This is a genomic window from Rhizobium album, from assembly GCF_003122325.1.
Classification (GTDB): Bacteria; Pseudomonadota; Alphaproteobacteria; order Rhizobiales; family Rhizobiaceae; genus Metarhizobium; species Metarhizobium album.
Genome location: NZ_QFBC01000014.1, coordinates 77,862 through 95,739 on the forward strand (window position 1 = coordinate 77,862; position 17,878 = coordinate 95,739).

Annotated in this window: 20 protein-coding genes; 12 read left to right on the forward strand and 8 right to left on the reverse strand. The window is 60.7% G+C overall.

Going from position 1 to position 17,878, the window contains the following annotated elements; all coding sequences use genetic code 11:
* Nucleotides 1-491: 491 nt before the first annotated feature.
* The 6 genes from DEM27_RS24310 to DEM27_RS24340 all read left to right on the forward strand — a co-directional run bounded on the left by DEM27_RS24310 (nt 492) and on the right by DEM27_RS24340 (nt 6,528).
* Nucleotides 492-2,222 carry a ParB N-terminal domain-containing protein gene (locus DEM27_RS24310; RefSeq protein ID WP_109460839.1) on the forward strand — a complete coding sequence of 577 codons (1,731 nt, stop codon included), beginning with the start codon at nt 492-494 and terminating at the stop codon, nt 2,220-2,222.
* An 80-nt stretch (nt 2,223-2,302) separates the two neighbouring features.
* Nucleotides 2,303-3,163, forward strand: coding sequence for a DUF7007 domain-containing protein (locus tag DEM27_RS24315; protein ID WP_109460840.1), 861 nt, complete (start codon nt 2,303-2,305; stop codon nt 3,161-3,163).
* Nucleotides 3,164-3,637: 474 nt separating this feature from the next.
* Nucleotides 3,638-4,222: a hypothetical protein gene (locus DEM27_RS24320; RefSeq protein WP_109460939.1), complete on the forward strand. Its 585-nt coding sequence runs from the start codon at nt 3,638-3,640 to the stop codon at nt 4,220-4,222.
* 300 nt (nt 4,223-4,522) lie between these two features.
* Entirely contained in the window at nt 4,523-5,452 is a 930-nt protein-coding gene (locus DEM27_RS24325) for an ArdC family protein (protein WP_109460940.1), read from the forward strand.
* Nucleotides 5,453-5,606: 154 nt separating this feature from the next.
* Entirely contained in the window at nt 5,607-5,750 is a 144-nt protein-coding gene (locus DEM27_RS24330; protein WP_245446076.1) for a hypothetical protein, read from the forward strand.
* 466 nt (nt 5,751-6,216) lie between these two features.
* Nucleotides 6,217-6,528 (forward strand): DUF736 domain-containing protein, encoded by a 312-nt coding sequence (locus tag DEM27_RS24340; RefSeq protein ID WP_109460841.1) that lies wholly within the window; start codon nt 6,217-6,219, stop codon nt 6,526-6,528.
* A 714-nt stretch (nt 6,529-7,242) separates the two neighbouring features.
* Here the strand turns inward: DEM27_RS24340 and DEM27_RS24345 are convergent.
* Both DEM27_RS24345 and DEM27_RS24350 read right to left on the reverse strand, forming a co-directional pair.
* Nucleotides 7,243-7,500 (reverse strand): HU family DNA-binding protein, encoded by a 258-nt coding sequence (locus DEM27_RS24345; RefSeq protein ID WP_109460842.1) that lies wholly within the window; start codon nt 7,498-7,500, stop codon nt 7,243-7,245.
* Between the two features lie 42 nt (nt 7,501-7,542).
* Complete coding sequence (locus DEM27_RS24350) at nt 7,543-7,860, reverse strand: WGR domain-containing protein (RefSeq protein WP_109460843.1); 318 nt, start codon at nt 7,858-7,860, stop codon at nt 7,543-7,545.
* A gap of 304 nt (nt 7,861-8,164) precedes the next feature.
* Here DEM27_RS24350 and DEM27_RS24355 point away from each other — a divergent pair, with 304 nt between their 5' ends.
* On the forward strand, nt 8,165-8,386 hold the full coding sequence (locus tag DEM27_RS24355) for a hypothetical protein (RefSeq protein WP_109460844.1): 222 nt from the start codon (nt 8,165-8,167) through the stop codon (nt 8,384-8,386).
* 12 nt (nt 8,387-8,398) lie between these two features.
* Here the strand turns inward: DEM27_RS24355 and DEM27_RS24360 are convergent, their stop codons facing one another.
* Nucleotides 8,399-9,598, reverse strand: a complete 1,200-nt coding sequence (locus DEM27_RS24360) for a DUF1173 domain-containing protein (protein ID WP_109460845.1) — start codon at nt 9,596-9,598, stop codon at nt 8,399-8,401.
* Between the two features lie 274 nt (nt 9,599-9,872).
* On the opposite strand from DEM27_RS24360, the gene DEM27_RS34165 reads away from it, so the two are divergent.
* Nucleotides 9,873-10,043 carry a hypothetical protein gene (locus DEM27_RS34165; RefSeq protein WP_165823559.1) on the forward strand — a complete coding sequence of 57 codons (171 nt, stop codon included), beginning with the start codon at nt 9,873-9,875 and terminating at the stop codon, nt 10,041-10,043.
* A 12-nt stretch (nt 10,044-10,055) separates the two neighbouring features.
* Here DEM27_RS34165 and DEM27_RS34750 read toward each other — a convergent pair whose 3' ends face one another.
* Together DEM27_RS34750 and DEM27_RS24370 are read right to left on the reverse strand one after the other, a co-directional pair.
* Nucleotides 10,056-10,454: a hypothetical protein gene (locus tag DEM27_RS34750; RefSeq protein ID WP_245446079.1), complete on the reverse strand. Its 399-nt coding sequence runs from the start codon at nt 10,452-10,454 to the stop codon at nt 10,056-10,058.
* Nucleotides 10,451-11,161: a ParA family protein gene (locus DEM27_RS24370; protein ID WP_109460846.1), complete on the reverse strand. Its 711-nt coding sequence runs from the start codon at nt 11,159-11,161 to the stop codon at nt 10,451-10,453. Before DEM27_RS24370 ends, DEM27_RS34750 begins: the two co-directional genes overlap by 4 nt.
* A 414-nt stretch (nt 11,162-11,575) precedes the next feature.
* Between DEM27_RS24370 and DEM27_RS24375 the strand changes: the two genes are divergently transcribed.
* The 4 genes from DEM27_RS24375 to DEM27_RS24385 all read left to right on the forward strand — a co-directional run bounded on the left by DEM27_RS24375 (nt 11,576) and on the right by DEM27_RS24385 (nt 15,084).
* Nucleotides 11,576-11,980: a plasmid mobilization protein gene (locus tag DEM27_RS24375; RefSeq protein WP_109460847.1), complete on the forward strand. Its 405-nt coding sequence runs from the start codon at nt 11,576-11,578 to the stop codon at nt 11,978-11,980.
* A gap of 233 nt (nt 11,981-12,213) precedes the next feature.
* Nucleotides 12,214-14,397 carry a conjugal transfer protein TraA gene (locus DEM27_RS24380; protein ID WP_128755559.1) on the forward strand — a complete coding sequence of 728 codons (2,184 nt, stop codon included), beginning with the start codon at nt 12,214-12,216 and terminating at the stop codon, nt 14,395-14,397.
* A 9-nt stretch (nt 14,398-14,406) separates the two neighbouring features.
* A complete protein-coding gene (locus DEM27_RS34170) occupies nt 14,407-14,562 on the forward strand; it encodes a hypothetical protein (protein WP_165823567.1) in 156 nt (51 codons plus the stop codon).
* 147 nt (nt 14,563-14,709) lie between these two features.
* Nucleotides 14,710-15,084, forward strand: coding sequence for a VOC family protein (locus DEM27_RS24385; protein ID WP_109460849.1), 375 nt, complete (start codon nt 14,710-14,712; stop codon nt 15,082-15,084).
* A gap of 147 nt (nt 15,085-15,231) precedes the next feature.
* Here DEM27_RS24385 and DEM27_RS24390 read toward each other — a convergent pair whose 3' ends face one another.
* The 3 genes from DEM27_RS24390 to DEM27_RS24400 all read right to left on the reverse strand — a co-directional run bounded on the left by DEM27_RS24390 (nt 15,232) and on the right by DEM27_RS24400 (nt 17,830).
* Nucleotides 15,232-16,575, reverse strand: coding sequence for a HipA domain-containing protein (locus tag DEM27_RS24390; protein ID WP_165823568.1), 1,344 nt, complete (start codon nt 16,573-16,575; stop codon nt 15,232-15,234).
* Between the two features lie 8 nt (nt 16,576-16,583).
* A complete protein-coding gene (locus tag DEM27_RS34755; RefSeq protein ID WP_109460851.1) occupies nt 16,584-17,186 on the reverse strand; it encodes a helix-turn-helix transcriptional regulator in 603 nt (200 codons plus the stop codon).
* Between the two features lie 281 nt (nt 17,187-17,467).
* Nucleotides 17,468-17,830, reverse strand: coding sequence for a hypothetical protein (locus tag DEM27_RS24400; protein ID WP_109460942.1), 363 nt, complete (start codon nt 17,828-17,830; stop codon nt 17,468-17,470).
* Between the last annotated feature and the right edge of the window lie 48 nt (nt 17,831-17,878).

Consider the following 17,878-nt stretch of genomic DNA (forward strand, 5'->3'; position numbering starts at 1 on the left):
GCGGCTCCATGCCGATCGAGTCGGCTGGATGAAGGCTTCGCTGGCAAGTTCTACTGATAGGGTCAGTTTTAGCGAGGCGCTGGAATATCCCTGCTCCAAAAGCAGGTCAGTGGCGGCCAGTCGATCCAGCTTGTCCTGAGGACCGCTCTATCGGGCTCCTCATCTCTGCGTCATTGGCCGATCACCTCAGGCAGGTACTCCGGTTTCGAAAGGAGCATCCGGCACGGCGCCATGACACTCGAGGAATGGAAAGGAGAAGGTTGAGAAGGGATCGCAGACGGTTGTCACACCCGACGGGGTCCTCAATCGCGACCGTCGCAATGCTGGCCTGCGCCCACACGCAGGTCGAAAGACCCGCTGGTGCGCAAGCCGGCACCGCTCGTTCGCAATTGCGGGTGCTCTATCCGCCCGCGGTCGGGAAGGGGTCTTCGAGATGAAGACGAGAAGGGACGGCGAGAGGCCGTTCCCGGAAACCCTAAAAGGATAGTCTCATGCATCTCATTTCCATCGATCCGCGCGCGCTCCAGGAAAATCCGAACAAGGCCCGCCGCTCGAAATCCTCATCGCAGGCAGACGCCGTGCTCCTCGCCTCGATCAAGGCCGTCGGCATCGTGCAGCCGCCAGTCGTCTCTGCCGCGTCCAAAGGGGGCAATGGCTTCGTGATTGACGCCGGCCACCGCCGTGTCGCCCAGGCGATCGAAGCGGACCTGCCGGAGATCGTCGTCCTCGTCAACGACACCGGTGATGGCGACGGCGCCGTCCGCTCGGTTGTTGAAAACATCGCCCGCGAACCGCTAAACCCGGTCGATCAGTGGCGCGCCATCGAGCGCCTGGTTGCCCTCGGATGGACCGAGGAGTCGATCGCGCTGGCATTGGCATTGGCCGTTCGCCAGATCCGCAAGTTGCGTCTCCTCGCCAACATCATGGCCGCGATGCTGGACCAGATGGCCGGTGGCGACATGCCGAACGAGCAGCAATTGCGCACGATCGCCGCCGCCAGCCAGGAGGAGCAGGTGCAGGTCTGGAAGAAGCACAAGCCCAAAAAGCAGGAGCAGGCCGCCTGGTGGGAGATCGCCCGGGCGCTCACCAAGACCCGGATGCTGGCGAAAGATGCAAGCTTTGGCGACGATCTCGCCGCCGCCTACGGTATCACCTGGTTGGAGGATCTCTTCGCACCGGCCGACCAGGATGGACGCTATACGACGAATATCAACGCCTTTCTCGGCGCCCAGCAGGAATGGCTCGCCAGCAACCTGCCGAAACGCGGCACAGTGATTGAGGTCAACGACTGGGGCCAGCCGAAGCTGCCTGCCAAAGCAAGCCAAGTCTACGGCAAGCCGGGCAAGGGCGACTATACTGGATGGTACATCAATCCGCATGACGGTTCGGTCCAGTCGATCGCCTATCGCGTACCCAATAGCAAGAAGGCCAAGGGTGATCCGCAAGATGGTGAAACGCAGTCTGATGACGCTGTCGCAGTGCCCAAGGTGCGCCCTGATGTCAGCCAGAAAGGTCTCGACATGGTGGGCGATCTGCGCACCGATGCGCTTCACGCAGCGCTGGCCCGCGCGCCGATCGAGGACGACACGCTGATGGCACTGCTGATACTCGGCTTTGCCGGCACCAATGTCGCGATCGCGAGTGGCTCTTCCGATAACCCTTATGGCCATGCGGAAGGCCGCAAACACGCCGCCCGGTTGATCGGCGAGGACGGCAGGCTCAACTTCGACCGGAAAACATTGCACCAGGTAGCGCGCTCCCTGCTGGTCGACGTGATGTCATGCCGCCGTAACCGATCCGACAGCGGTCTTGCGGCACGCATTGCCGGTGACGCTATCGGTGCCGATGCCTTCCTCTCCAACATGGCGACTGAGGAGTTCCTCGCATGCTTGTCGCGCGGAGCGTTGGAGGCAACGGCTGAAGCGTCCGGGGTTCCGATCAGGATCAAGGTCAAGGATACCCGCGCGGCGCTGGTCGAGCATTTTGCCGAGGGCAGCTTCATTCACCCGGCCTCGACGATCGCCCCTGCCGGCGACGAGGCCTCAGCTTGGGCCGCTCGTTTTTCTCCGACAGATCCAGACGACGGTTCTGCGGGGGAGGCGACCGGTGACGCCGAACGGGAGATGCCACCGGTGATTTCCGCGGACGCCGACCCGGATGACGAGCAAACCGAGGACGGCGAAGAGGATGAACGCACCGGCTTCCGCGAAGCCGCTGAATAGCGCCTCATCTTCCGATCTCAAACGCGCCGCCGGCTGGCCCCGGCGGCGTTTTCGTGCCGCTTTTCGGACAGGAGCAAAAAATGTCCAACACAGTAATTGCAGAATATGGTCGCACGCGTGACGGCATCCTTGTCGCTCGGATCGGCTATCAGGCCTTTGCAATGATGCCGGCCGAGAATGGTTTTCATCTGGTCAAAGCATGGGGTCTCTCGGGCGCGCTCACGGACTGGACAGCCGCCGACTTTCACGGTGGTCGTGACGATAAAGTTGACGAAGCAGGGTTTCGCGAGGTGGTCGAGCAGAGGGTCCTTCACCATCATCAACTGGCATTGCTTGACCGCCATTCGATCGCCGCGCGGCGGGCAACGCGTTGGGGATCATCACAACACGCGGTTGCCTATGGACCCGGGATCGTCTCGCACCAGACCGCCGGCCATGGTGGTTTCGAACTCTCCTCGGAACGCAACGCTCAGGTCCATCCGCTGCTGCGTTCCTGCGATGGTTGGTACGAGGAAGACTGCGCCTGGTGCGCGGTCGCAATCGCCTTTCCTGCGTTCTTTACCGACCTGGAGCGCCGCACCGCGGATGACATCCTCAAACAGGTCTACCCCGATGCCTGGGAGGAGATCCACAATGCAACGCTTGAGCACGGCCAGTCGAGAGTGAAGGATCGAAGGGCCTTCGACACCGAGAACGCCGAGCGGTGGGTGGTGATTGCGGCAATCCTCTCGACGCAGAACTCCGGCTTCGTCGAATGTATAGCGACGCTTGGCGGACATCGGGGAGGGCCTGCGACCGGCGAAGGCTTATTGCCCGTCGAACGACGGTTCCTCGTGCTCGAGGAACGATATGATATCGGGCTCTTCGGCTTCGTGATCGACGAGGACCGGGACGTGTCCTATGACGGGCCATCGAGCTTTGCCGGCTGGGCTGGGCGATAGTATCGCGTCACATCTCCGGCGCGGCGCGCCGGCGGCGCCCGCCGCGGAGGCTCCCATGCATTGGGACGCAAACTTTTGCGTTTCGGATGCTCGGCGATCGTGTCCGTGGGCTCGGTTCCCGATGGCGTCTGATCGAGCGTGCGAGCGCGCCGTGCCGATAGGATGAGCACCGTGAGTATCGATTCATCGGCGCGGTTCCTCGGTTTTGCTGCGGTCTGAACCGGACGCATCCCGGTCAAAGGCCGCGTTCCGCGCCGCGGGGCGGCAGGACCGACGCACGCCTTCGCAAGGCGGGGCCGCGTTTTCTGCAGGCCGCAGGCGGCCCGCAGCCTCCGCAGCCCCACCCTGCTTACTGAGCATCGTCCTGGCCTTGGGCCGGGCCGCTTGCCCGGTTCTTGTCGACCGCACCCGAGGAGCAGCACCGGATGAATGCCTCCTTGGGCTTTGCTCAACCGAACCGACAAGGACATCGACATGGCACCGCTCAATCGTACCGCCCACAAATCCCGTCCCGCCACCCCGCGCGCAACAACCCTCGACATGGTCCGTCATGCCTGCCCCGATACAGCCCAGGCGATCCGCATCTCCGAAAGCTTCGGCCTCTCGGTCATCGACAGCGATGGGATCCGCGAACTCCACCGCCAGCAACTCATCGACAGCGCCGATGCCCTCAAGGACGGCCTCGGCGAAAAGGCGATGCTGATCCACATGCAGCGCATCGTCGGCTCGTTTGTCGGCTCGGCTTATGGCGCGGGACAATTCTACAGCCGCTCGGTCACCGAGGCCCGCGACCTCACCACAAAACTTGCCAACGATTTCCGCGATGAGGATCTGAGCGGCCCGGTCGGCTTTGACAGCCGCGCCCAGCGCAAGCGGGAATTTGCCGCCGACATGGGCCTGCAGGCCCACGTCCTGCGCATGGCCGCCGAAGGTGCGGTGTCCGCCTATGAGGACATCACCGGCGAGACTTGGAAGCCTTACGAGCGCGGCGTCATCACAACGCCGGCCGCCTCGCTGGATCAGAAGGCCGCCTCGTTGCAGATGTCCGCCTTCGACTGAAGGCGGCAATCGACACACAATCCGTTTGGAAGGCCGGCATCGTCCCGGCCTTTTTTCGTGTCGCGGGCAATGGCGCGCGCCCAATCGGCTCGTCCCGGATCGCGGTCTAGCCCGAGGGCGGCGGGAGACCGGCGCAACGGACAAGCCGTCCTCCACTGCGTTTCGGCCCGGCACTCTCCTTCTCCTGGCACGATGGCTTCAAGCCGGGTGCGCCCCTGCCGCCCGCGCGCTGGTCGACCGCCGTGACGAGCCGCGATCAGCGCGGTGTCGAAAATGAAGGAAAAGACGATGAAAAAGCCAATGAAAACGTCTGGCGAGACCGGCACGGCACGTCCGGACGTCTACACACGGATCACCGATATCATGCTCGCTCAATTGGAAGAGGGCGTGCGCCCCTGGGTCCAGCCGTGGAGTGCCGCGACCCTTGAAGGACGCGTGTCGCGCCCGCGTCGTTTCAACGGCGAACCCTACTCCGGCATCAATGTCCTACTCCTCTGGTCTGAGGCCGTGAGCCGCGGCTTTGCCGCCAGCACCTGGATGACGTTTCGCCAGGCACTGGAACTTGGGGGCAACGTGCGCAAAGGCGAGACCGGGACAATGGTGGTTTATGCCAACCGCATCAGGAAAACGGAGACAGACGCCAATGGCGACGACGTCGAGCACGAAATCCCATTCCTGAAAGCCTATACCGTCTTCAATCTCGAGCAGATCGAAGGGTTGCCTGCGGGTGTCGGCGCGGTGCCCGAGACGCTGCCCATCAAACCCGTCGAGCGGATTGAGCATGCCGACGCCTTCTTCCGTGCAACGGGGGCAACGATCCGCCATGGTGGCACGGCAGCCTATTATGCGCCCGGACCAGATGTCATCCAGATGCCGCCGATCGAGGCGTTTCGCGATGTCGAGAGCTACTATGCGACCCTGGGACACGAGGAAATTCATTGGGCCGGGGCCGCCCACCGCCTCAACCGTGATCTATCACGTTATGCAAAAGACCGCTCTGAGCGGGCGCGCGAGGAACTGATCGCCGAACTTGGCGCGGCGTTTCTCGCCGCCGATCTGGGCATTGTCCCGGAGCTTGAGCCCCGCCCCGACCATGCGAGCTATCTCGCCTCTTGGCTTGAGGTGCTCCGCGGCGACAAGCGGTTTATCGTCCAGGCGGCGGCGCAGGCGCAGAGGGCCGTGGCCTACCTGCATGCGCTGCAGCCTAGTTCTGCTGAGATGGCCGCATGACGTGTTGCAAGTTGGTTTCTATCGCACCCGACTTTCATGAAGAACCTGAACTACCTATTTTATGTAAGTGCGTGGAGTTGCTCACGAAGCACTTTTCGTTTTCCGATGTGAACCGGGCCTCGGGGAGATCCTCCAAGCAGCATCGATCGAGCCGGTGGCGCTCATCAATCGCGGCAAGGAGAAGCTCGTCACTCTGACCACGAAACAGTATCGGAAGTTCGTCGGCGGCTCGCACACGGTGGCTACGGGCTCGGGTGGCGTCAGCCCGGCCTTCCTGAAAAACATTGCCGCATCGTGACGGATTTAGCGGCGAGCCGAAGGCTGGCAGCAGTGACCCGTTCGTCGCTTGTGGAACCAGCGGGTCTGCCAGCAATCGGACCGAGCCGCGCGACTAGGTCTCTGGTGCTTCAATTGGCGATATTGGATATCCGTTGGCAACGCCGTCCAGATCCACGCCAGACCGCGGCGGAGCCATTGTCTGAACCATCCCCATGCAACGGCTCGCCCATTGCGGTCTCGATGCGGCTTGTCTGACCAAAAAACGCCTCGCGGGCTCGGCTCGATCGTCTTCCCGCAACGGCCTGCTCGTTTTCTTCCCCTGGTCGCTACGCGTCCATTCCTCGCGAAACAAGAAAGCCTCGGCGAAAGGGCCGTCCTCCACTTCGTTGCGGCCCTAAAGGGTGCGGTCCGATCGTTTCCGGTCCCGTCGACAGCCATCGAGGCCGCGATGGGCGCGGCCCGAGCAACTGAAAAGGACCAAGACAATGGCAACCATCGGCTCTTTCACCGCTTCCGAAAACGGCTTTTCCGGCACCATCAAGACCCTCAACCTCAACGTCAAGGCCAAGATCGTCCGGGTCGAACGCTCCTCCGACGATGCACCGGATTTCAGGGTTCTGGCCGGCAATGTCGAGTTCGGCGCCGGGTGGCAGAAGCAGGCCCGCGAAACAGAGCGCGATTACATCTCGGTCAAACTCGATGACCCGAGCTTCCCCGCCCCGATCTACGCGACCTTGACCGAAGTCCAGGGCCAAGAAGGCCTGCAGCTCATCTGGTCGCGCAGCACGCGGCGCTGATCTACAAAGGCCCCGCCAATTTGGCGGGGCCTTTCCTCTTCCTTCGGCGCTTTGCAAAGCCTATCAGAGACTGGCCCCTGCCTCCTTGCCAAAATGACGAGAGCGTTCAGACATGACAGACCTTGCGTTCATCACGAAGACGTCGGGCAATGCGGTTAGCATTACGGTTAAACTTCCTATCAACCGGCCGTCTCGAGAGCATGTTGATAAGGAGATTGCGACGATTAGGGATGCCGTCATCCCGATCTGTGGTGAGGACAAGACCATGCGCCCACGATTGCTCGGAAGCGGTGTCTTAATCGGCTTCGCGGGTCAAATGGCAATCGCAACAGCGGCGCATGTGTTGGACGACAACCCAAACATACCGCTGTTCACATTCGACTCCACTGGATTGGCGATGTCGCTGCGTGGTACCTTCAAAATCAATGCCGCCGATGACTTAGCTGTGCGGTTGATGAGCCCGTCAGAAGCACAATCTCTGTCTCACCGGCCCTTCGTTTCAGAGCCTTGCGTCGCTGAAAAAGGCCTGGGGGTTGGGCGCTTTTATGCGAGTGTTGTGGGTTATCCTGCATCCGCCACGAAGCGTCCTCTTAAGGGCTATATCCATACGCCGATGGAAGCCTATTCAAACTTTGCCTCGGAGTTGATTGGAGGTCGCGTCTCGGTGCAGTTCGATCGTGATGACGGCGCGTTGAACACGAAAAGCGGTCACGGTCATGCGAGAAAGCCAACCGGAAAGAGTGGTGGCGCTGCCGGAACCTTGATCGTGGCGCCAGTTCCTGGATTACGGGCCTCTCGTTCCGGCGTGTTTTTGATCTTAAACTTACCAAAGCCGGGAAGGGACGTTTCGTTGCCGGCAACAGCGGCTTCGGTAATCGAAGCAATCACCGCCTCGACGATGGCTTTTCCCTGTGCCTTGGTGAGGCTGTGTTCTGCCGCGATCTTGTCGGCAATTTCGTTGGTCGTGGTCATTTTTAGTCTCCGCATCAAGAATGATCTAAGATTCCTGACAGCCTAAATCCGACCTGTCATTGACGCGATGCAGAACTCCGCATGCGAAACCTTGGATTTCCACAGATACTCTGCGGATCCAACCGGTTTGTAACCCTTCTGCCGCTTCTGGCGCGCGATCGTGAGAAAGTGGATCGCTGCCTCGCGTTCTGTTGCAAAGACCTCGCTTTTTTCGCCGCCGCGTGATCCGATCCGGCCCCAACGGCGCACGACCGCAGCCTCGCCGAACAATGTCGGCTGGATCGCGAGCATGTAGTAGCGGGCCATATTGCGCGTGGGATCGACACGCTGACAGTAAAGATGAAAGGGGTAGAGCGACATGAGCGGGAGAATCGCCCGCTCGACGTTTGCCGTCCAACGACAATTATGAATCGGTGCGAACACTTCGATTCATGGTGGTGATGAGACGCGTAACGAGCAGTGTTCATTCCGGGCGAGGCGGCTTCGCCGCACGGCTCTATGCGCAAGCGCACCGAACACGCCATGCGGTTTCGGCCCATTCGGGTTGCGATCCTCTCGCGGAAGACAGTCGATCGCTCAGGTCATCGCGCCCCGGCAGCGTGCACATGCTGGCCATTTGAACCAGGACGCGCTAGATCGTCGCCGACTTGAAAGGGAGCCCGGCATGGAAGAGGCAATCAGGATCGAAAACCGCGGCGATTTCGGGCAATGGGCAATCGAGGTCGCCAAGCAGATCGTCAGCGAACACGGGTTCGAATTGGCGAGATCCGCACGAGACGGTTCGGAAGACGATGTGCGTGCCGCCGGCAATGCGCTTGGGCAAGCGATCACCAACGCCCTGCTCGAAGTCTATGACGGTCTGCTCGATAACACGACCGAGGAATAGAGCCCCCCACACTCACCGCAGCGATGGCAAGGGTGGCATCTCACCGTCGCTGACGCGCCAGATCCACGCAGCGAGATCCGGACGTGCCTCGATCATTTCGCTCAGCGCCGTCTCAAAGTCCTCCGCCGCATCCGGCGGTATGAGATAGAGGGCGCAAGGCGGCTTCGCCTCCAGGAGAATGACATCTGCCAGCGGCTGGCTGCGAGCCAAATTGAAACGAAGGCCCTTGAGCGACTTCGAGCGCAGACGCGCCACACGCTCGACAAGCTGTTGTTCGTAGGCATTCTCGATCGGCAGCCACTGCTCGGTAACGGTCATGAGGGCGATCTCGTTCACGGTGACGATGCCGGCGGCTGTGCCACCGATCGTCATGATCGCCATCAGGTGTGACCTCTCCCCGCTTTGCCACAAGGTCAGTTCGGCCTCGAATCGTCGTTGCAGCGACCGCCAGGCCGGCTCTTCCAGGTAGAGCCGAAAACCGGGCATGTGTTTGATCACCAACTGCCGGCCATTGCGGGCCTCGGCAAACTCCTTGATCTCGCTCACCAACACCATCAGCTTTTTCGGCCCAGTCGCCGCCTGGAAAAGAGGCGCAAGCTTTTGTGCCCTGCGCTGTTCGATCGCCACCTTGTCTTCGGCACGAAACGGTTCGGGCACGAACAGACGCTCAGCCAGCGCCTCGCCTCGGACTTCCATCAGGCCGGCAGCTTCGCTCAGGTGATGATAGACCTGCCACCAGTGTCGTTTTCCGGACCAATGCGCCGTCCACTCCGTCAACCCGCTTTCGTGCCAGAGGAAATGCAGCAGTCCGCGCAGCGACAGTTTTTTAGCCTCGTTGCGAACACTGTCAGCAGGATGCGCTTCGCTGTCTGATTTTGCGGCGGCACCACGCTTCGACAGCGAGAAGTCCAGTTTCAACGCGGCGGTACCCGCCATGGGATCGAGCTTGATAGCGCCGCCCATCAAAGGCCCGAGCCCGGACAGTTCATAGGGCGGCTCATAGGATGGGCAGGTTGCATCGTGTTTGCCGCCGGTGAGCGGCATGCGCTTTATCAACAGTTGATCGCCGATATCGGCAATATACATCGGCACTGCCGGCTCGCAGCACAGGCAGAGCGGCCTAATCTTGTCGCGATAGGCCTGGGCCAAGAGATCCCGGAAACCATCCTTGCTCTCGTCGCAGGCGACGCCACCGAGCAGGAAGCGCCTCATGCCAACTGCTCCCGCCGCATGTGAGGTGAGGGCAACAAGGGGTGCCACACGAGAGGTAAACCTGTCTGTTCAGATCGGCCGATTGTGCCGGACGGGCAAAGCCAGCTCAAGGCCACGCGGCCCCTCCAATTTTCTCTCCACTGCGTTTCACTCCGTTCCGACAAAATCGGTTCCTCCGCGCGCCGGCTCCGCCGGTCGTGTTCCACGAGCCTTGACCTGACTTTCCCCGCCCAGCGCTGCGCCGTCATCTCTCACATACGTCAAGGAGACGACGATGACGATAGCAATCGAAGACCACCTCGAAGAACTGCGCCTTGAGGCCGCCAACGCCCCCACGATCGAGGAACGCCGCCAGATCGAAGCCGAGCTCGAGATCGCCCGCGCAGAGCTCGCCGTCATCATGGCCGAAATCGACGGCACGATCGAAGCCGAGCCGCCCTTCTGAGGCGGCCGCGTGTCAGTAGCCATTGTCGACGAGATAGGCCTCGATGGCGGCCTGCATGATGATGGTCATGTTGATGTCGTTGTCATGCGCCGCCTGCTTGAGGCGGTTTTTCATGTCGTAGCTGAGCGCGACGTTGACATAGAACTTGGCGTCTCGCTCCTTAGCACGCTTCAACTGTTTCAATGCAAGCCGGGCATCTTCCCGGACCAGCGCGCGGCTCGTTAGTTTCTCCTTGCGCTCTGGACGCGAGAGCCGTGGCAGGACCGTCTCAAGCGACGTCGAAGTTGCCTCGTCGCTCTTTTGGTGCGGGCGGGTATCCAACGGCTCGTCCTGTCGCTGAGCGTCGCGCAACGGCCTATCGGTTTTTGCGGCGATCACGAAATCATCGCTGCCAAGGCTCGCCTTCGTCATGCCGCCCTGTCCTTCCTGTGTGCCTGATGCCGCTCCTCGATTTCGTCGATCAGCGCCCGGACCTCCGTTCGCGCCTTGCGCACGGTGTCGGTCAGTTCCTGCATCTGAAGCGTTCCGAGACCGTTCTGGATCTCCCTATAGACGTTGCGTTCGAACAGCTCGGTCTCGCACAATGCCGTGCGGTAATCGGCCTGCTGCAGTCCGGCGACGAAGGGTCGAATATATCGGTAGGCTTCCATGTTGCGGCCCGTGACCGTGACGCGTGTGCGCAGGTTCAGATGCTGGATCGAAGCACCCGTGTCGTCGTTGATCTGATTGACCAGTGCTGCCGCCTGGCCAGCCGCCTCGATTTCCTTGATCGCGGGTTGGATCGGGGAGATCACCAGGTCGGCGGATCGCACGATTGCCGACTGCAAAGAAGTATCGACGCCCGGCGCATCGATGAAGATCAGGTCGAAGGACGCACCCATCCGATTGATCACGGTTTCCAGCGACCGAGATGATGATGCGGTAGTCACCTCTATGTTGGCCGGCACGTTCTCCTTGTTGTGGCACAGTCGCCACCAGCCTGACAGGTTCTGGCGGGCATCGGCATCGATGATCAGCACGCGCTCGTTCCGGGCGGCGTATTCACCGGCTGCGAGCGTGACGAATGTCGTCTTTCCGGCGCCGCCCTTGTTGCTCACTGCGGCATAGATACGTCCCATGGCTCGTCCTTTCACAGTTGCGCGTGAAGATAACTAGATAAGTTACATCTATGTCAACCCTGATATTGAGCCCATCGGCCGTGGTCTATGGGCGATCACCCATGGAACCCAGATGTGGTGATTGGCTAGACGCTACATATAACGTCTATGGAAATGCAAGTATAATTCATTGATAATACGTGTGAATAACATCTGCAAATGTAGATCGCATCTCTACAAATTTGGTCCATGTCTGCACCCGGCGGACGTATTGGCTGGGCCCAGTTTTGGGAAGGTGAGGGGGTTGATAATGTAATGTATATCGTTTAGTTCTGTTTTGGCAGGATACGCAATTTTGTGATACAAATTTGCTGACGATCGACGGACAAGCCGTCGATAGCGCCTGCGGCGGGTCTTCAAGCGGAGGGCACGGCAATGGCGACAAGACGCGTCATCGAAGACGAGGCTGGTCTGATCGGGCGTAAGGACAGGGTCCTGCATGTCCGGTTCTCGGTGTCCGAATGCCAGAGAATCGATGTGGCCGCGGCGGGCGCGGGTCTGACAGTTTCCGGATTTTTGCGCGCTCTCTGCCTGGAAGGAGCGGGCGTACGTCCATTCCTGACCGACGACGATCGGGCCATCTTCGCGGCACTCGCATCCGACATGCATGCGGTTGGCGTCAATCTCAATCGGCTTGCGCGTGCCGCCAATTCGGCCGGCAGGATCGCGCCTGGAAACCTAGATCCAGCGCTCGCCGATGTTCAGAAACTGGTGGCGGCGATCGCGATCGAACTCAGGGAACTCGGCCGCCGCGGCGCTCAGAGACATAGGGGCGCATAATGGAATTCTTCCTCGGCGCATTCGAGACGGAGTGGCAGGCGCGCAAGGCGGCGTTGTTGCACGAGCGGAGCCTGGGGGGCGCTCGCCGCTTAGAGGACGAGGAGCGCCGTCGCCGGGGTGGTTCCGTCGCGGGTGCCGGGCTGGGTGCAGGGAGGGGTAGCTCCGGCACTGATGGTCGCCCGGCACGCGGAAGGAGCGGGCATGGGGGACGTCGCGGAGCTGGCGAGCCATCCATGCGCAGTCGCTTCCAGCGCCTGTCCAAGGGCAGCCAGCCCGTCGTCGTGAAACTTGCCTCCTTCGGAAGTGGTGGGCGCCTCGGCGCGATGATCCGCTATGTGTCGCGCAATGGTCAGGTGGCGGCCGAGAACGAGCGCGGGGAGCAGTTGCTCGGGCGCGACGGGATTTCCGCGGTAGGCGCCGAATGGGATCACCTGATGAGCAATCGCGCCGAAAGCCGCGATATCGGCACGTTCAGCGTCAGTGTGAGCAAGGTCGGAAACCAGGAGAATTTTTACGAGCAAGCCCGCGACATCCTCGAAAATGCCCTCGGGAACCGTCGGTTCGTCTATTCGATCTCACTGCGGCCCGAGATCAATGGCTTTGCGATCGCGGGCGTCTCGGTCTTGCGCGACGGGGCGGGGGAGCGACTGACGGCTGACAGGAAGGCATCCGAGATCGTACAGGCCCGGATCGATCAGAGTAGCAATGGCGTGGAGCGGTCGGTCACGTTCCGCTTTACCGGGCATGGCAATGGGACGGATTACGGCGCGTCCAGGGTGCGCGATCTCGTCGCAAGCCCAGACGAGGTACGCGACCAAGCGGGACGCGAGATCACCGATGCGAAACAGGCGTCCGATCTGGTCCAGCTGGAATGGCGCGCCCATCTGCACAGTCGCAAGTCGCGTGACGTCATGCATCTCGTTCTGTCGGCACGGGCGGGAACCGACGCTTCCGCATTCCATTCGGCGGCGCGGGACTTTCTCGGGCGCCAGTTCGCTGGCCATCGATATATGTTGTCCCTGCATGACCCCACCGACGACCCGAAGGCAGAGGCCGATGGTGGCAAGCGGCCGCATGTCCATGTCCATGCGATCGTGGCGATGCGATCCGAATTCGGTGACCGGATCGAAACGTCGATCACCTCTTTCCGACAATGGCGGGTGGGGATGGCCGAGGCCGCCCGTGCCCATGGCATCGACATGGAAATGACCGATCGGCGCGACCGTGCCAGCCCACCTGCGTTCAACCGGAATCAGGTCCGTCCGATATCACGATCCGGTCGCACAGAACATGAGGGAACGAGCGACGCCGCGCAGTCACGCTATGATGGCCAGCGCTCGGATCGGCACAGTTTTGCGCAAACGACCAAAAGCCGAAACTATACTGATATTGCTAAGCTGGAATGGGGTGATATCGCGCAGTCGGGTGATGGGAAGGGCGCAAAAGATTTCGCGAAAAGACAGACAAATCGGCTCGACACCGTCGATTTCAGTGTGGATTCAAACCGTAATGCCGCAGCCGATCATCCAAATTCCCTGTCGCAATACAAAACGCATTTGGTTATACTGGAAAAGGTTCTATCTGGAGATGCCGACATGCAGCAGATGAACACTAACGAGTTCGATGCCTACGAAAAGCTGGTCACTGACGCGCTCGACCGTGCCGAGCGTGTCATGCCGGAGGGGCAACGTAAGGCCTTTGCCGAGATCGCCTTCGCGGCACGCGAACATGTCGAAGCCCGACGTGAAATGATGCAAAACGAAGAAGCCGAGAAGACTGCTGACAAACCTATCGAGAGCCAGGCTGCCGAGCGGCAGTCCGTGCGAGAGGAAACGCCGGACGAGCGCTGGAATGCCGCCGTTGCCCAGCATGGAGCACAGGCTGTCGAGGCTGCCAACCGGGTGCTCCTCGAAGTCGAACACTATAGGGATGCACTGGACAAGGTCGGCTCTCGGGATGATCAAGTCGACCAAGCTTCGCTGAGGGCCAGTCTTAACCTTGAACTGGCCCGGGCGGGTGAACTCGGCGCGTCCGGCAATTCACTCATTCGCGAGGTTGCCGACGCTGACACCGAGCTACGGGCGGCTGTTGAGGCGGCGGAGCGCTCCCGGGAGCGTGCCGCGGAGAAAGTGAAGTCGGATGGAATGCCGAACGCCGGAGGGCAGGGCGTGCGTCCGGAGGAGATGCCGCGTGAGCGCGATGCCGGGGATGAAGACCGGAACCGCCGCGACGAAGTCGACAAAGCGGAGGTTCAAGGCACCGCCGCGAAGAGGGCTGAAACGAGAACCGAAACGTCGCGACCGGAGGCGGGTGACACGACCAGAACCGATCCCGCCCGCGAGCATGTTCCGAGGATCGAATTACAACGTGACACGGACGCGCGGCGTGAACGCGATCAGGACGATCACGAGCGATAGGAGCGAGATATGCGAGACGAAAGGCCCATCATCATCAATCCCGAGCCGGATCGTAAAGGTGAGGCGAGCCTTGCCACCGTCTTTGGCGCTGTCTTCTGGGTCGTGATGCTGGTCGGCCTGGCTGACCATGGCCTCACCCTTCTGTGGGCTATGCTGACGAAGTGAGATGATCACCTGCTTGCGTGGCGAGTCCGATGCTCGTCAACTGTCTCCGATCGAAATCAGGATGGTCATTGCCGGTAGAAGCGGAAACGCGCTAGTTTAAGACCGCGCCATGCGGGAGCGACTGTGCGCTCTATCGGAGATAGCAGCATGTTCACCCATGTCATGATCGGGAGCAACGACCTGGAGCGAGCCAAGATCTTTTACGATGCCACGTTCGCGGCGTTGGGAGGCAGTGTCGGCGAGGTGGATGCGAGGGGCAGGCTAATCTACACACATGAGGGCGGTCGGTTCATGGTCACGAAACCGATCGACGGCAAGCCGGCGACGTTTGCCAATGGGGGGACAATCGGCATCGCTGCACAGAGCCAGGATCATGTTTTGGCGTGGCATGCTGCCGGGACCGCAAATGGCGGCACAGCGATCGAGAGCCCGCCGACCGAGCGCCCGAACGGATCATTCGTGGCATACCTTCGCGACCCTGACGGAAATAAACTGTCTGTGCGAACCCTTCCGGTGAGGTGAGGCAGGGATGGCCGGCGGTGCATGTGCCGGGGTATCGTAATAGTCCAGCGCGGAACGATCCGCTAAGGTTACGATCTTCGGTTCCATATCCACCACAGAAAGTCTGTCTTCAAATCTCTTCTCGGCTCCACCCGTCGATGAGCGTCCTCAGCTGAGCAGCCAGCCACCTGCCCGACCGATATAGGCATCACGGTCTTTCGCCGGGCCGGGAACATCAATCTCCAGCGCACCAAGAAGGCTTCGCATGTTAGAGGCAATCAAATCAGCGAATGGCTTTTGGCCGCTTCTGCCGAGCCTGTCCAAGTGCCCGGCGAGCTTGTTTGCAATCTCTGTCGCAAGCCGTTTCGTAACGCGTTGGCGTGCCGCGGCGCTTGGGACGCCGATAGACACAAGGAACCGGTCAAAATCCTCTCGACTGATGTCGTCAAGTGTCGTGGCATTACCGATCGTGTATGCGAGTTCGTCCGTAAGATTGTTGTCGAGGCGCGTCGGCAGAAGATCATAGCGTGGGGTCGTACGGATCCTCCCGCCAGGCTCATGGAAAAGCGCGAAGTTCTTTGCATGGGCATCCACATTGCCGACCATAAGGTCGAACAGCGTCGCCTGAATGAACAACTCCTTTTCGCCGGCAGGATCGGTGGTCGCATCGAGGATGCGTCGGACCGCGTCGACATCGAAACGCCGCCCCGGTGCGCCGCGGCGTTCGTATTTGAGCGCCGCGGGCAAGCCAAGCGCCTGTGCAAAGTCTTCCTGATGAATCCTCACAACGCGATCGTCTTTATCGCGTGCGCGGTCGAACCGCGTGACCAAGAGCACTTTGAGGTCCGCGATCGGCAACAGCGCCACGTCCGCTGTCGAGATCCCGATCTCCTGGGAGAGCAGCATCGTTTCAAATTCGAGAGACCCGTCGTGGATATGGTCCTGGTCCGGAACCTTCAGAATATGCGTCGTCGGCGCGCCGGAACCCGGTATGGGTTCGGCCAAGGATCCGTCCGGCAGGACCGTCAGGGCGATTTTGCTCTGCATCCCGGCAAGCGGAGAAGGGTCGTCCGTACCGGCCGGTAATCGCCGCCGCTTGTGAAGGGAGTCAACGATCGCAATCAGTCGGGCGTCATCGATGCGCTGGTAGTCCGTGCGGTAGTCGCCGGGGACCTTGGTCGGCGGTGCGCCGGCTGGCAAAATAGAAAGAGCCCCCGCACAATCCTTGCCGAGATGGAACAGCAGGCCGGCAATATCGTCGCGACTGATCGCCTCGCGGGCCATGATGTCGGACAGCGCGCCGTCCCGCTCTTGAAGAAGGTTGTCGAAGAATGGGCGGGCGATCACCTCCTCAAACGGCTCGGAGGTGAGGGGCAGCGACAGCGAGAGAGATATTGCCCCTGGCTGTGACACGTATTTTTCGTTGTAGGCAAAGGCAAGGCCACCACGTTGATCGCGGACCAGCACGCCGACCGGGTCGTTCGACCTGTCCAGCCGGACGTCAAGCGCCAACACATCCATCAACGGGACCGATCGCGCGCGATAAGCGATATCCCGGCCGCCCGGGCGACCTGGAGCACCTTTGCGAATTCAAGCGTCGGCTTGCCGTTTTCCAGTTCGGAGACAAACCGTCGTCCGACGCCCGCCAGATCGGCAAACTCTTGCTGGGATAGTTTTCGGAGTTCGCGGGAACGACGAACCATGTGTCCGAGGTCTTCGATGCTGTCGAGTTGGACGTCGGATGTCGCGAAGGCCTCAGGATGCGTCTCTTGCGCTGCAATCGGGGACGGCCGAGTCTCTAGGTCCTCCAGTTGCCGGGGCAAGGATGCTTTAATTTTTGTGGAGATATCGGGGAGGTTCAGATCAATTTTCGGCAGCCCCTGCGTTAATCTGGCGGCCACATCCGTCTGCTGCGTCAACCGTCTGGCGATATCCGAGGCGGACGCGATCGACTTCATCAGGTCGTTGTTTACCGTGAGGCTCTTGCTGAGGTCTTGCAAGGCTTTGGTCGGCGCGTTGATGGACGAAAGCGTGCGCGCCAACTCGATTGCCGGATTGGCCTGGTCAACCAGCTTTTGAATGTCGCTGATCGACTGGAAAGGGTTGTTAGATGACTTCACCATTTTCTGCTCCCGAACGGGAACAATAGCATGTTGCTAGCGTGCGTTCAAGCGTCTTGCTCCCTTACGGGATCACACTTCGATGTTGATACCGTACGGGAGCGGATATCGTGTAGGTCGACAGATTTTACCGACGTGATACCGTTCGGGAGCACGACTATGGATCATTGGGTGAGCACGTTTTCCCATTAGTCCGGGTTAGGAAAGGCCTCTATCGGAACACGAGGAGGAGCACAAACCCTCGACGGACCACCCCGGCTCGGAATATCGGATGTTAGTTGAGCCTAGCGCGCTGCCGCGTCAGCACTGTTCTCCGGAGATGTGTTGAAAGCGATCGGCATACCTGGCGCGACCCGGATCACTGTGTTCACCGTAGTCTCGAACAGCATGAGATTGTTGGGCGGAATGCGGATCCCTCCGCCGATGACGATGCAATCCCAGTTCTCCTTCAGAGACGCCTCGATGTCGGGCACTGCGGTCTCAGGGCGCAAAGCGCAGAATGCTGCGTGCCACCCCCGTTGCTTCATGTCGGCCAACGTGGCCTCGATGCCCGCCGCAATTTTTTCGTGAGTGATGTCCGGCGGCAGTGTCGGATCATGGATATCGACCGCATCCGGATGAATGCCAATCAGAAGAACCCTTTTCATGTCGCGTCCCTTCGTGAGCGAAATGTGGAGCGTCCGCCGCTCATCTAT